Raw genomic sequence first — 14,213 nt, 5'->3', positions numbered from 1 at the left:
ATGAACATCAGGAACAGTCTTCTTACAGCACTGATCGCCTTCGGCGTTCTTGCGACCGGGCTTACGGAAAGCGCGGCAACGGAGGCGAAAGAACAGATCACCATTCTCTATGACGCCTTCGGCACAAATGATGCGATGACAAAGGACTGGGGTTTCTCCGCCCTAGTCGAAATCGCAGGAAAACGCATCCTGTTCGATACGGGTAACGATCCCGAAATCTTCGCGGCGAACGTGAAGGCCAAGGGAGTTGATCTCTCGGACCTGGACTTTGTCGTTCTTTCGCATCGCCATTCCGATCATATGGCCGGCTTGTCCTACCTCCTGAGCATCAATCCGACGGTCAAGATCTACGCGCCAAAGGAAGGATTTGGCATCTACGGCTCGTCTCTGCCGTCCGGCTTCTACCGCAAGGACGAGGCTTTGCCGCCGGAGATGCGGTACTATGCAGGCAAGCCGCCCGCGGTGATGAAGTTCGGCACGGCATGGGCCCACGCGAACTTCGAACTGATCGATCAGACCACCGAGATCGCTCCCGGTATCACACTTATCTCGCTGATTTCCGACGCACCGGGCACGAGAGAACTCAAGGAACTGTCCTTGGCCGTCAACACGGCCGACGGCATGGTCCTTCTGGTCGGTTGTTCGCACCCCGGCATAGAGCGCATCGTCGAAGCGGCGACGGGTATCAATCCCAGGATTCATCTCATCGCGGGGGGATTTCATCTGGTCGTCGCACCTGACGAAGCCATCGCGAAAGTCGTTACCGCCCTCAAGGACAGGTTCAAGGTCGACAGCGTAGCCCCGGGACATTGCACCGGTGAGCCGACTTTTGCCGCGCTCAAGAAGGCGTTCGGCGACAACTATCTCTACGCAGGCCTCGGCACGTCGATTCCGGTTGCAACGGTTGCGGGCGTGAATGACAGGCGCGGGGAAGGTCCGACGCTCGACGACCTTGCGACCTATCGCAAACCCGCTGGGCGCGAAGACCCGTTCGGCATATTGCGCTTGCGCAGCTCGCATTTGGCGCCCGCGCTTTAGGGCGCTGGCCCGCGGCTCGCACTTTAGATCATGCTGTGACCGGTAGGATTGGAACTGACACCGTCGCGCCGTGGTTAGTAGCAGAGTGAGGGAGTTGCGCCATGAGTAAGGCTATCCGCGAAGCCATCCATCATCCCCCGATCATCACTGTCGGCGAGCTCATCGATGAACTCTGCCGTCTGCCAGACACAGCGACGATCCAATTCCACTGCCCCATCCTCGAGCAGGAACTTGCGTTCTATCGCCTTCGAAAGCGGTCAAAGGACGTGGTCGAAATCGAAGTCAATACCTATCCGGAAAGCCCGTCGGTCGTGCCATCGGCCAACGCCGCCTTACGTGCGCGAAAAAAGACCCATCATTCGCGCTCGCTCGGCAATGGCAGCGTTGCCCATAAGGTCTGAGATAGAAACCGACAGGTCCCGTCAGGTGTCGCGGCTTCGGACCGCGCGAAGGAAGTCCGGCCGACGCCTTCAGCCCGCGCAATACCAGCGCGAGCGTCAAGACGCTGCAGAACTATCATTATCTGATCAAGACGAAGACCGGCGCGCGCACGGATGCGCAGCTCGCAGCGGCTTGCGGGCTGACGAATTTCTGGCGTCGCTCGAGTTCCGTTACCCCGCGCGCCGAAGTTCCTCCGGCCGCAATGAAATCCAACCCAAAGCAAATCTCCGCCATCAACTCCGAGCAAATTCAACGTTAAGCGCGGCCACAGCGCGTCTCGCAAAGAGCTCCGCTGCTTTCAGGCCCCGCGACTGAAATGAAATCGGAGTGAAGCGACATGCACCAACTGCCAAACGACACTATCGCAGTCACCCTGCCGGACTTTGGTCAATCCATGACCGTGCTCGGAGATCCCGGGTTGGCAACCGATGACTGGGGCGGAAACGATGCGTTGACGGCAGCCATATCGAGTCTCAACTCGAACGTGACGCTCGTTGGGGAAGACCTGGTGGCCATGCATGGCAATTCTCACGGAGGAAACGACAGTCTCCTGGTGAGCGTGGATGGCGGCTGGGATAGTGCCATCACCGTTGGTGATGCCCAATCCATGGCGGACAATACCCAGGGCGGGAACGACACCCTCAATGTCGATGCCCACAACTCGCTCTACACCAATGTTTATCTCTATGGCGACGTCCAGGGCGACATGTCGGGCAACGCGGGAGGCGGCAATGACACGCTGACGGCGTCGACCGGATGGAGATCGTTCGGGTCGCTCAGCGGAGACGCTGGAGGTGCCATGAGCGGCAATGCGCATGGCGGGAACGATACGCTGAGCGCCACGGACTATGGGATAAATGGCGGCGGCGACGCACTCAGCGGCGATGCCACGGGTGCCATGACTGACAACGCGGTCGGCGGAAACGACATCCTGACCTTTGCGGCGAGCAGTGACGCCCAGCTGGGAGGAGGAAGCCTGTCGGGCGATTCCGGAACGTCCATGTCCGACAATACCCAGGGCGGGAACGATATCCTCACTGCCGTCGTCGATGGCGAGCGAGCTGCTTTCAGCACGACGTTGTACGGCGACGCTCCCACGATGTCGGGCAATGCTCACGGCGGGAACGACATCCTCACCGGCGGATCGAGCCCCGATCGCCTGGCGGGCGATGCGATGAGCTACGCTCCTTCCTCACCCGGCTCGATCACCGGAGGCACGGATACCCTCAACGGTGGTGGCGGCAATGATCTCTTGTGGGGCGGGCCGAACAACGACACGTTCGTGTTCAACACGGGCTCCGGCCAGGACATCATCAACGACTTCAATCAAGGCAACCAAGCTGTCGGCAGCACCACCAGCGAACATGACCTGATCAACCTGCATGACTACGGCTTCGCAGACTGGGCAGCCCTCTCCAGCCTCATTGGCGACAATAGCGCCGGCGATGCCGTGATCCACCTCACCGCCAACGATACCATCACGTTGGACGGTGTGCACACGGCGGCCCTGCATCCAGCGGACTTCGTCATCTGACGGCGCTCACAGCCAAGCAGGATGATGGGATGGTGGTCACGAGAGAATCGTCGAGGCCAGGCCCGTCATCCTGCCGATCGCCAAAGTCATGAGCAGGAGTGAATCAAGCCCCAAGCTGCGATGTACGCAAGCTCCGCAACCTCACGCCGCCTTCAGCCCGCGCAATACCAGCGCCAGCGTCGCATCGACGCGCGCCGAGAGATCGGCGTCCTTCCATTCGTCGGCATGAGCCGGATGGTGGAAGCGGACGGTGGCATCGAAGATCGCACGCGCGGTGGTCTTGACATCGTCCACGGCGAACACGCCCTGCGTCACGCCATCGGACAGGATCGCCGCGATCTGGTCGATCATCGTGTCCTTGTGACATTTGACGGCTGCACAGGCCTCGCGCGCCAGGGTCAGATAGGTGTCGAACATCTCGGGGTCGTCGAGCACGCGCGAACGCTTGGCGGCGAACAGGGTGCGCAGCCAGCGGTCGAGCCGCGCCGGGGCCGGGCCCTGCTCTTCGGCGAGCTGGCGTAAGGGCGCGTCGATGCGGTCCAGCCAGCGTTTTGCGACGGCCTCGCGCAACGAGGCCTTGCTCGGGAAATGGCGATAGACGCTGCCGTGGCTCACATCGAGCGCACGGGCGACGTCGACTACGGTGGCCTTGGCGAGTCCGTAACGCCGCAGCACGTCCTCGGTGACTTCGAGGATCCGCTCCGGCGTCAAGATAACGGCTTCGTTCATGCCAGCACCATGTTCCCGTTGAGGGCTCAGTTACCCGGCGATGGAGCTGCTTCCGAAGCGCCCGTGCCGGTCGTTTCGGAAAGCTCTCGCCTTAATGAGGCAGTTTTGCAGCCTGCGCCGCGATCTGGCGCGCCACCAGTAAATTGAGCCAGTGCCCAATCGTCCCGGTCAAATTGATGATTTCGGTCGTCATTGTCGTAAGTCTCCAATCAATTGGCGGTCCCCGTTGTTCAATTGCGACCCTCAATCCCCCATTTGCTTGGGACGTCGGGCTCCCGGGATGCCGCCAGACGCCCAATCGGAGCGTCCAGGAATGGATATACACGTCTCGCTGACAGATTTCAATATCTGTCAGTCAATGATCCGTGATTGACAGTTAATATCTGCGAGCTTCCCCCCTGAGGCCGGCTGCCCATCGCCCCGCCGCCGGGCCGATGATCCTGTCCAGCCCAATCATCCCCCGCTACGTTGCCGGCGCCGTTTGTTTCGCCCTCCCCGCTCTGCTAGATCACGGCGTAAAAAGCATTTTGGCAGGTCGCCCCTTCCGGGTCGCCCGCCCACCTTCCTGGAGCAGTCCAATGATCCCCCGCTATACCCGCCCGGAAATGGCCTCGATCTGGGAGCCGCAGACCCGGTTCAAGATCTGGTTCGAGATCGAGGCGCATGCGGCGGACGCCCTTGCCGAGCTCGGCACGATCCCCAAGGAGGCCGCCAAAACGGTCTGGGCCAAGGCCAAGGACGCCAGTTTCGACGTCGCCCGCATCGACGAGATCGAGCGCGAGACCAAGCACGACGTCATCGCCTTTCTCACCCACCTCGCCGAGATCGTCGGCCCCGAGGCGCGCTTCGTGCATCAGGGCATGACCTCCTCCGACGTGCTCGACACTTGCCTCAACGTCCAGTTCACCCGCGCCGCCGACCTGCTGCTCGCCGACCTCGACAAGGTGCTGGCGGCGCTGAAGAAGCGCGCCCTCGAGCACAAGATGACGCCGACCATCGGCCGCAGCCACGGCATCCACGCCGAACCCGTGACCTTCGGCCTCAAGCTCGCCTATGCCTATGCGGAATTCTCGCGCGCCAGGGAACGCCTGATCGCGGCGCGGAAGGAAGTCGCGACCTGCGCCATCTCCGGTGCGGTCGGCACTTTTGCCCAGATCGATCCGCGCGTCGAACAGCATGTTGCCAAGGCCATGGGCCTCGTCCCCGAGCCGATCTCGACGCAGGTCATCCCCCGCGACCGCCACGCGATGTATTTCTCGACGCTCGGCGTGATCGCGTCCTCGGTCGAGCGTTTCGCGGTGGAGATCCGCCACATGCAGCGCACCGAGGTGCTGGAAGCCGAGGAGTTCTTCTCCGAAGGGCAGAAGGGTTCGTCGGCGATGCCGCACAAGCGCAACCCGGTGCTGTCGGAAAACCTCACCGGCCTGTCGCGCATGGTGCGCGCCTATGTGACGCCGGCGCTGGAGAACGTCGTGCTCTGGCACGAGCGCGACATTTCGCACTCCTCCGCCGAGCGCATGATGGGCCCCGACGCCACCGTGACGCTCGACTTCGCGCTGGTCCGCCTCGCCGGCCTGATCGACAAGCTGCTGGTGTACCCCGCCAACATGCAGAAGAACCTCGACCGCCTCGGCGGCCTCGTGCATTCACAGCGCGTTCTGCTGGCGCTGACCCAGAAGGGCGCAAGCCGCGAGGACGCCTACAAGCTCGTGCAGCGCAACGCCATGCCGGTCTGGCGCGGCGAAGGCGACTTCCTCCAGCTTCTGAAGAAGGACGCTGACGTGAAGAAGTATCTCACCGACGCCGAGATCGAGGAGCAGTTCGACCTCGGCTATCACTTCAAGCACGTCGACACGATCTTCAAGCGCGTGTTCGGCGAGAGCTGAACGTCCTTCGTAGCCCGGGTGAGCGCAGCGATACCCGGGACTTCCCTCACAAAGATCCCGGATGTCGCTTCGCTCATCCGGGGCTACAAATCAAGGCGGACCTTCCTCATGCCCATCGTCAACCGCGTTGCCGCCCTCTCCGACGAAATGGCCGCCTGGCGCCATGACTTCCACGAGAACCCGGAGCTGCAATACGACGTCCACCGCACCGCCGGCATCGTCGCCGACCGCTTGCGCGAGTTCGGCTGCGACGAGGTGGTGACGGGGATCGGCCGCACCGGCGTCGTCGGTGTGATCCGTGGCCGCAAATCCGCCTCGGGCAAGACCATTGGCCTGCGCGCCGACATGGACGCGCTGCCGATCATGGAGACGTCGGGCGTCGCCTACGCCTCCAAGGTCCCCGGCAAGATGCACGCCTGCGGCCATGACGGTCACACCGCCATGTTGCTCGGCGCTGCCAAATATCTCGCCGAGACCCGTAACTTCGATGGCACCGCGGTCGTGATCTTCCAGCCCGCGGAAGAAGGCGGCGGCGGCGGCAAGGCGATGGTCGAGGACGGGCTGATGACGCGCTGGAACATCCAGGAGGTCTATGGCATGCACAACATGCCGGGCCTGCCCGAAGGACATTTCGCGACCACGCCGGGTGCGATGCTCGCCTCCTCAGACAACATCCAGATCACCGTCCACGGCAAGGGCGGCCATGCCGGCGCGGGTCCGCACAAGTCGATCGATAGCGTGCTGATCGGCGCGCAGATCGTCAACGCGCTGCAATCGATCGTCGCGCGCAACGTCGATCCGCTGAAGTCCGCCGTCATCTCGATCACGCAATTCCACTCCGGTACGGCCTTCAACATCATCCCAGAGATCGCCGAGCTCGGCGGCACCGTGCGCACGCTCGACCCTGAAGTGCGCGATCTCGTCGAGCGCCGCATCGGCGAAGTCGCCGACAGCGTCGCGCGCGCCTATGGCGGTTCGGCGGAAACCAAATACACGCGCATGTATCCGGTGACGATGAACCATGCGCGCGAGGCTGGCCTTGCCGCCGACGTCGCCCGCGACATCGTCGGTGCCGAGCGCGTCAACGACAAGTTCATCCCGATGATGGGCGCCGAAGACTTTTCCTTCATGCTGGAAGCGCGCCCCGGCGCGATGATCCTGGTCGGCATGGGCGACGGCAACGAGTGCCATCATCCCAGCTACATCTTCAACGACAACATCCTCGGCCACGGCGCGTCGTATTGGGCGCGACTGGTGGAGACGCGGATGCCGGCCGGTTAAGGCTGCATTCGGTGCACGACGCAACACTCGGGAGAACTCCCACCGGATTGCACTGGCGGCAAATCTAGGCATGAACGCTCGGTAATCACCCACACGAGCCGGAGAAGAGCCATAAGTTCTTCTGCTGTTCAAACGTGACAGCAGTCTCAAGAACCCGCGCGATCAATTGCAAACCTCCACTTGCCCTCCCGACATCATGGCTGCTGTGCTTTGCGGGCCAGATCGAGCGGATTGCAGGCGACAGCCATGTTGGACCGGCCTGCAGCCAGCCGGTCCACAGAACATCTGTCCGGACGCCTGCGGCTTCGCCGGAGCTGTGTCGGCCTTTCCTCGCTCAAGTCGTTCGCGTTTCTGCTCTTCCCGCTTAGAGTCTTGCTTGATCGCGTTGTCTCGCGCTGCAACGGGCTTCTGATCCGGCGCCTTCTCGCACTCGTTGTCGTCACCGACGCGATAGCCGGCGCGGCAGCTGATCTTCACGCATTGATCGCCGTCCGCCTTGGAGCCGAAATTGCAAATGAGCGGGCAAACGCGTCCGGGCTTTGCCTTCAGTGCATCCAGCGCGTCGACGCTTGCGAGCTTGGCGTCGAATTGGGTGCCGGCATATTTGTTGAACAGGGCCAGCGAACGCTGCGATGCTGCGCTCCAATCGCCGTCGGCGGTGGCGGACAGGCAGCCGACGCGGCGCAATTCACTCTGCACGGATTTTGTCAGATCAGCCGCCGACAATGTGGATGCCGGCGCCGGTGAAAGGGCTGCAACTTTTTGCTCGACCTCAGGCATCTGCCGATCGGCCACAGGCTTTGCCGCCTGTTCCGCCTTCTCGGCGGCCTGCCTGGCGGCAAGCTCGGCCTTGGCCTTCTCCGCCGCCTGCTTCTCGGCCTGTGCTTTCGCCGCGGCAGCTTCGGCCAGCTTGCGCTGCTGCTCGGCCGCATCCGTCCTCGCCTGCTCGATCTGCTTCTGCTTCTCCGCCGCGATCCGGGCCTCTTCGGCCGCCTTGGCCGCCGCGGCCGCCTTGTCCTGCTCGGCCTTCTGGGCACGTTCGGCAATAAGTTTTGCCTTCTGCTGCTCGGCCGCATTCGCTTTTTGCTCGGCCGAGGCGCGCGTCTCTTCGGCGGCTATCTTGTTCATCTGGCCCTTGGCGAGATTTGCATAGAACCCCTCGGGATATTGCGCCAGGAAGGCTTCCCAACCGTCGCGCGTGGCAAGCTGCAGCGCGAGTTCGTAATCCCTGCGAATAGAATCCTGCGGATTGGCCTGCGGACCGGTCGCTGCCGGCTTGGTCGCGACCAGCGGCACATCGTCGCCGCCGAGCGAGCCGTAGACATAGGGCTCCTGCTTGTAGCCAGTGCTCTTGAGCACGTCGTCGCGCACGAAGCCGAAGGCCTTGCGCAAATCGAGGCCCGGCTTGGGCAAGTGCTCGACCAAAGCGACGGCGAACGGGCTGTTCCTGGAGTCACCGTCGGACGCGGTCGAACCGGCCTTCGCGGCGAAAGCGATCATGGTGTTGGGGCTGGTCGGCTCGACCTTGGCAAGCCCGCGTCCGATCGCGCGCGAGGCCAGCGTCCGCTTCATGGTCTTGGAAAACGGATTGTCGCGGCAGGCATCCAGGATGATCAGGCGCAGCTGCTTGGCCGGCTCCACCGCGAACAGCGCGCGCTCGACCGGGATGGTTTCGTCGAGCACGTCGCCATCCGTCTCCAGCGTCGCGTCGATCGGAATGAGATAGTTTGTGCCTTCCAGCTCGATGCCGTGGCCGGCGTAATAGATCACCGCCATGTCGGCATCGCGGGTCCTGCCGGCGAACTCACGCAACATGCGCCGCATCTCGCTCGCGCTGAGATCCAACCTGAAGTCGACGGAATCAAAGCCGGCCTTCTTGAACATGCCGCCGACCAGAGTGGCATCGTTGACGGGATTGCCGAGCTTGGGCGCGCTCTTGTAGGCGGAATTGCCAATGACAAGCGCAACCCGCCGGTCCGCATGGGCCGGTCCGCAGGCGAGGCCAATGGCCAAAATCAACAAAGCAAATATCCGAAACGGAATCACTTGCGTCCCCCCGGATGCAATTCCATGAGACTATTCGGTAGCATCGCCGATTGCCAATTCTTCCTATGTGATACTTGTCACATAGGGGGCTCTATCGGGGGTATGGCTAATGCGGCGAAGCGTCGCCCTGCTTTCGAGCTGACGCCGAAGCCGTCCGTTGGGTCCGTTACATCTGCACCACCTCGTGGCGCATCACGAACGGTGCAAGCAGTGCGTGCACCTCGCGCGCAACCGCTTCGCGCTGATCCGCCGGCAGGCCCGCCAGCGTCACGGTAGCGATCGAGCCGTGGCTGCCGTGAGCACCGACCCTGACCTTGCAGTCGATGCCGCGCTCAGTGAGGGGTGTCAGCACCTTCGTGAACACGCGCTGGGCTGCGTCCCAGCGCAGCTGCGGCTTGAACACTTTGCCGACGCCGGTCACCGGCATCGGATCGATCGGGATGACCTGCACCGGGACAGCCGCGCGCTCCGGAGTACGCTCGCGCACCCACGTCTCCAGCTCCCCCGGCTCGACGGTCGCCCCCGGCTTCAGCTGCACATATCCCACCGGCAGTTCGCCGGCATAGGCGTCGGGTTGGCCGACCACCGCGGCAAAGCCGACGGCGGGATGACGGAACATGATCTCCTCGATCGGTGCCGGATCGATGTTGTGGCCGCCGCGGATCACGAGATCCTTGGCGCGGCCGGTGATCCAGAGATAACCGTCAGCATCGAGCCGGCCAAGATCGCCGGAATTGACCCAGACCTCGTCGACGAAAGCACCCTTGTTGTGCTCGTCGTTGAGATAGCCGCCGAACACGCCGGGCCCGGCCATGATGACGACGCCGATCTCGTCCGGCGCGCAGTCGCGGATCAGCTTGCCGTCAGCATCGAGCTGGACGATGCGGACCCGCGCGTAAGGCATAGGAAGGCCGACCGAACCGAGTCGGATCGGCCGTGACGGATAGGCCAGCGTGTGAACGCTCGAGGTCTCGGTCATGCCGTAGACCTCGACGACAGGCAGCTTGAGCTTGTCCTGGATCGCAGACCCCACCGCGACCGGGATCGCGGAGCCGCCACCGGCTGCATATTTCAGGCTGGAGATGTCGGCATTGCCAGGCGGCACCGCGAGCGTTGCGGCGAGCACCGTCGGCACGCTCGACAGCGCTTCGGGCTTGAAGCGCTCGACCAGTTGCCAGATGTTCTTGACCGCATTCGGATTGCGCCATCCGCTCGGCGACAGCACGACCAGCGAACCGCCGGCCGAGAGCGTCGTCAGCACCTGCGTCAACGAGCCCCCGACGTGAAACAGCGGCATGCCGAACAGCATGTTGGCGCCCGGCTTCGACTCCAGCAGCAGATTGAGCGCCCAGGCTTGATACACTTGGTTGGCGTGCGTGTGCCGCACCAGCTTTGGCGTGCCGGTGGTGCCGCCGGTGTGGAAATAGGCGGCGATGTCGCTGCCCAGAATCTTGCGCCCGCTGATAAGGCGGTCCGAAGGCTGCTGCCTGATCAGGTCGTTGAACGAAAGGATTCCCCTCGCCGGATCGCCAGCACCGAACACCTGCACGATCGCCTTGAGGTGCTTGAGTTGCGGCCTGATCTGCTCGACTTTCTGCCAGATGTCGGTGCCCGGCATCGGCCCGAGCGCCACCAGGACTTTTGTGTTCGCAGCCTCCAGAATTTCCGCGATCTGGTGCGGCTCCAGGAGCGGATTGACGGGATTGGCGATGCCGGCGGCCTCCGCCCCGAACAGCGTCACGAAGGCGTCCGGCACCAGCGGCAGCATGAAGCTGACGACGTCGCCCTTCTCGACGCCGAGTGCGTGAAACATGTTGGCGGCCTGCGTGACACGCGCGATGAAGTCGCGGTACGTGACCACGACCGGCGTGTCGGCGGGATCGGCATTTTGCAGGAACTGCAGCGCCGGCCCGTCGGGGTTACGGGCCGCACCCAGCCTGATGGCATCGTAAGTGCTCTCGGCCGCGACGCGATCGGCGTAAGGGACCTGCTCGAAGGCTCGAACCTCTGCGTCCGTTGCCAGGTCCGGATAGTCGTTGCCGATGAAGCGATCGAGCGCGTGGATGCCCGCCATGGAATTCCGTCCTCCCTCAGATGCATGTCCCCGCGCCCCGTCTTTTGACTTTTTGGGTTGGCGAGACCTCGACCGATGGCCGGCCGAGCACGGGCAGAATGATGGATGATTTGGCGTTCGTCCATGACCTAACGGCCGCCGTAATCGGGCTCTGGTGAGAGGCTTTTGAACCTGCGCGCCAGATCCGGGGACCAAGAACTGGCATTGGACTCACATGCCGGTGTCCTTGCCAGCGCCCTGGCGCAAGACTTGAGGTGATCATGACTACGCTCCCGCGGGATTGCGCTACCCGACTGTTCATCGCGCTCGCCGTGACAGCAGGGATCATGACATCGGTGCTCGCCCTGCCCCGCGCCGCACACGCCGAGGACGGCCAGATCGACAAGATGCGCGCCAAGATATCGGCCTTCATCAGCGACAAGATGGAGAAGCTCGGCGGGTCCCGCATCGTCTACAAGGTGGACACCGATGGCCTGCGCGAGAGCGTCGTCACGGATTTGCGCGACGGCGTCTACAAGAACCTGCGCGACGGCAAGATCGCCTTCTCCGGCCTTGCGATCCGCGACGGCGGCGTCGAGTTGAAGATCGCGGACGCCAAGGGCCGCGAGCAGCTTGCGCGCAAGCTCGCGTCAGCCGCGGAGGGATTGCCGTCGCATGCACTCGCCGTGACCGACGGCGGCGACGGAATGGTCAGGCTTGCCCCGACCAATGCGGCATCCGCCGCGCGGCTGCACGAACTCGTCGAAGATACCATCGCCATGATCGAGCAGCGTCTGAAGGAGGCCGGCGTCCAGCTCGCCAGCGTCCAGCCCGATGGGACCGAGCGCATCCGCATCTTCCTGCCCGGTCTGATGGAGCCCGAGCGCGTCACCGCGGTGTTCGCCCGAAGGGTCAAGGTCGGCTTCCGCCTGATCGACCTCTCGATGCCGCCGGACCAAGCGCAATCCGGCACGCCGCCGGCCGGCACGGAAGTCCTGCCCGGCTTCAAGGACAAGAGCCTTTATCTGGTCGCCCAGGACAGCGTGCTCGACGGCGACGACATCAGCTATGCGGGCCCGGGTTTTGCGAGCGCCACGAAAGAGCCGATCGCCTCGTTCCGCTTCAACGGCCGTGGCACGCGGCGCTTTGCCCACATCACCGAAGAGAACGTAGCAAAGCCCTTCGCCATCGTGCTCGACGGCAAGGTGATCTCCGCCCCCGTGATCCGCGAGCCCATCACCGGCGGCTCGGGCCAGATCTCCGGCAATTTCACCCTGGAGGAAGCAAACAGCGTCGCCATGCTGCTGCGCGCCGGTTCGCTGCCCGGGCACCTCAGCCTGGTCGAGCAGCAGGTCGTGCAGCCCGCCGCCAAACCCTAAGAGCGGGGATCGCCCCACGCCCACGCCTGGTCCCGCCCCGCCCTATCCGGCGTCGAGGTCCACCACGCCGAGGCTCGTACCCGGTGGGCCCCGAATCGCGGGCGCGCCACGGCCATACGCACCGCCAAACAGGCAATTGCCGAAACGCCCGATCAGGCTAAAATTTGCCTCTTGCGGCACGGCGGCCGAAAGCTTCATTCAAGCGGTCGTCGTTCGATTTCGGCTATAGGTGTCGAGAAGACCGACCGTGACTGAAGGCCTTACGCGGGGATAGTACCATGCCGTCCGGCAGCGCAGACATTTCGTCGATCCTCGACCGCATTCTCGAGGCGGCGACGGATAACCTCAGGATCGCGAAGATCCTGGTCCAGATGGGCCTCGATCCGAACAACGTCACCTATGACTCGATCTTCAATCGGATGCTGGAGATCTTCGTCCAGAACATCACGCTGGCCAATATGTTTGCCGCGGTCGGCGCCGGCTTCTTCGTCGCCACCCTCCTGATGCGGACGATGGTTCCGCTGCGCGTTGCCAACATGGTCGGCTGCGCGTTCTTCGCCGTCTTCGGTGCGCTCTCTGCCAACGTCTCGACCTTCCTGCTCTATCTCCTGCTGCTCCCGATCAACGCCTTGCGCCTGCGGCAGATGCTCAAGCTCGTCAAGAAGGCGCGCCATGCGGCCGAAGGCGACATGTCGATCGAATGGCTCAAGCCGTTCATGACCGAACGCAAATATCGCCGCGGCGACACGCTGTTCAAACTGGGCGACCCAGCCAAGGAGATGCTCCTCACGGTCACCGGCAAGTTCCTGGTCAAGGAGATCAATATCGAGATCATGCCGGGCGCGCTGATGGGCGAGCTCGGCTTCCTCACGCCGGGCAACCGGCGCACCGGAACGATCGAATGCATCGAAGACGGGCAGGTGTTGACGATTACCTATGACCGATTGCTCGAGATCTACTTCCAGGATCCGCAGTTCGGCTACTACTTCCTGGTGCTGACCAGCCAGCGCCTGCTGCAGAACATCGAGCGCCTCCAGAAGCAGCTGGCGTCGGAGCGCGCGGCCACCACGAACAGGATCGCGTGATCGACTGCCCCTCGCCGCTCAGTTCAACAGCAGCGCCATGCCCGGGTCGCCCTTCTCCATCGCACGCCGATAGCCCGCCCGCGCGCCGATGCGGCCGAGATATTTGACCACGTTGGGACAGCGCGACACGTCATAGGGCTGGAAGTAGCGCATGGTGGTGAGTGAGAACACCGTCATGATGTCGGCGGTCGTGAAGGCGCTGCCCGCAAGGTATTCGGCCTCGCGAAGCCTTGCGTCGAGAAGATCGAAGGCCCGATCGAGACGCCCCTTCATCGCGAGCAGGGTCGGACTGTCCTTGGCGAGATCGAGCCGGCTCAGGATCATCATCCGCCCCATGCCGGGTTGCAGGGTGCCATTGGCGAAATGAAGCCAATACAGAAACTGCGCGAAGGCGGGATGAGTGGGCCCGAGCACGAGTCGGCCGTTGCCATATTTTGCAACGACGTAGTCGACGACCGCGCCGGATTCCGCGAGCACCAGTGCGCCGTCGGTGATCACAGGCGCCGCCCCGATCGGATGCAACGCCTTGTACTCGGCCGGAGCCAGCATGGTGACGGGATCGCGCGTATAGCGCTTCAACTCGTAGGGAATCGCCAGCTCCTCGCACAGCCAGACTATACGCTCGGACTGCGACTTGCCGAGATGATGGACGGTGAGCATGAGGCCTCCTGCGATCGCAATCGGATAGTTCGTGACCCACATCTTACTCCGTCATTGCGAGCGCAGCGAAGCAATCCAGAC

Annotated in this window: 11 protein-coding genes and 1 pseudogene; 8 read left to right on the top strand and 4 right to left on the bottom strand. The window is 63.2% G+C overall.

The annotated features are described in order from the left end of the window. From IVB41_RS28905 to IVB41_RS28890, 4 genes and pseudogenes are all read left to right on the top strand, one after another. Positions 1–1,038 (top strand): MBL fold metallo-hydrolase, encoded by a 1,038-nt coding sequence (locus IVB41_RS28905; protein WP_247437488.1) that lies wholly within the window; start codon positions 1–3, stop codon positions 1,036–1,038. Positions 1,039–1,139: 101 nt separating this feature from the next. Further along, entirely contained in the window at positions 1,140–1,439 is a 300-nt protein-coding gene (locus IVB41_RS28900) for a hypothetical protein (protein ID WP_247437486.1), read from the top strand. Positions 1,440–1,531: 92 nt separating this feature from the next. Further along, positions 1,532–1,624 (top strand): annotated as a pseudogene (locus IVB41_RS28895) (DNA-binding response regulator); the annotation flags it as partial. Between the two features lie 192 nt (positions 1,625–1,816). Further along, complete coding sequence (locus IVB41_RS28890; protein ID WP_247437485.1) at positions 1,817–3,013, top strand: calcium-binding protein; 1,197 nt, start codon at positions 1,817–1,819, stop codon at positions 3,011–3,013. 141 nt (positions 3,014–3,154) lie between these two features. Here the strand turns inward: IVB41_RS28890 and IVB41_RS28885 are convergent, their stop codons facing one another. After that, complete coding sequence (locus IVB41_RS28885) at positions 3,155–3,742, bottom strand: TetR family transcriptional regulator (protein ID WP_247287254.1); 588 nt, start codon at positions 3,740–3,742, stop codon at positions 3,155–3,157. 578 nt (positions 3,743–4,320) lie between these two features. Between IVB41_RS28885 and purB the strand changes: the two genes are divergently transcribed. Beyond that, positions 4,321–5,628 (top strand): adenylosuccinate lyase, encoded by a 1,308-nt coding sequence (gene purB / locus IVB41_RS28880; RefSeq protein ID WP_247437482.1) that lies wholly within the window; start codon positions 4,321–4,323, stop codon positions 5,626–5,628. Positions 5,629–5,736: 108 nt separating this feature from the next. Then, positions 5,737–6,909: a M20 aminoacylase family protein gene (locus tag IVB41_RS28875; RefSeq protein ID WP_106944488.1), complete on the top strand. Its 1,173-nt coding sequence runs from the start codon at positions 5,737–5,739 to the stop codon at positions 6,907–6,909. Between the two features lie 162 nt (positions 6,910–7,071). Here the strand turns inward: IVB41_RS28875 and IVB41_RS28870 are convergent, their stop codons facing one another. Together IVB41_RS28870 and IVB41_RS28865 are read right to left on the bottom strand one after the other, a co-directional pair. Next, on the bottom strand, positions 7,072–8,928 hold the full coding sequence (locus IVB41_RS28870) for a caspase domain-containing protein (RefSeq protein ID WP_407062504.1): 1,857 nt from the start codon (positions 8,926–8,928) through the stop codon (positions 7,072–7,074). Between the two features lie 193 nt (positions 8,929–9,121). Continuing rightward, positions 9,122–11,029, bottom strand: a complete 1,908-nt coding sequence (locus IVB41_RS28865) for an acyl-CoA synthetase (RefSeq protein ID WP_247437478.1) — start codon at positions 11,027–11,029, stop codon at positions 9,122–9,124. A 260-nt stretch (positions 11,030–11,289) separates the two neighbouring features. Here IVB41_RS28865 and IVB41_RS28860 point away from each other — a divergent pair, with 260 nt between their 5' ends. Both IVB41_RS28860 and IVB41_RS28855 read left to right on the top strand, forming a co-directional pair. After that, positions 11,290–12,387, top strand: a complete 1,098-nt coding sequence (locus IVB41_RS28860; RefSeq protein ID WP_247437476.1) for a SecDF P1 head subdomain-containing protein — start codon at positions 11,290–11,292, stop codon at positions 12,385–12,387. 278 nt (positions 12,388–12,665) lie between these two features. After that, the gene (locus tag IVB41_RS28855; protein ID WP_027567682.1) at positions 12,666–13,472 is read left to right on the top strand and encodes a Crp/Fnr family transcriptional regulator; all 807 of its coding nucleotides are present in this window, start codon (positions 12,666–12,668) and stop codon (positions 13,470–13,472) included. 18 nt (positions 13,473–13,490) lie between these two features. On the opposite strand, the gene IVB41_RS28850 is transcribed toward IVB41_RS28855, so the two are convergent. Beyond that, positions 13,491–14,132 (bottom strand): glutathione S-transferase family protein, encoded by a 642-nt coding sequence (locus tag IVB41_RS28850; RefSeq protein WP_247437473.1) that lies wholly within the window; start codon positions 14,130–14,132, stop codon positions 13,491–13,493. Positions 14,133–14,213: the final 81 nt, after the last annotated feature.

The sequence above is a fragment of the Bradyrhizobium sp. 44 genome, assembly GCF_023073095.1.
Classification (GTDB): domain Bacteria; phylum Pseudomonadota; class Alphaproteobacteria; order Rhizobiales; family Xanthobacteraceae; genus Bradyrhizobium.
This window is presented reverse-complemented; position numbering and strand designations above follow the sequence as displayed.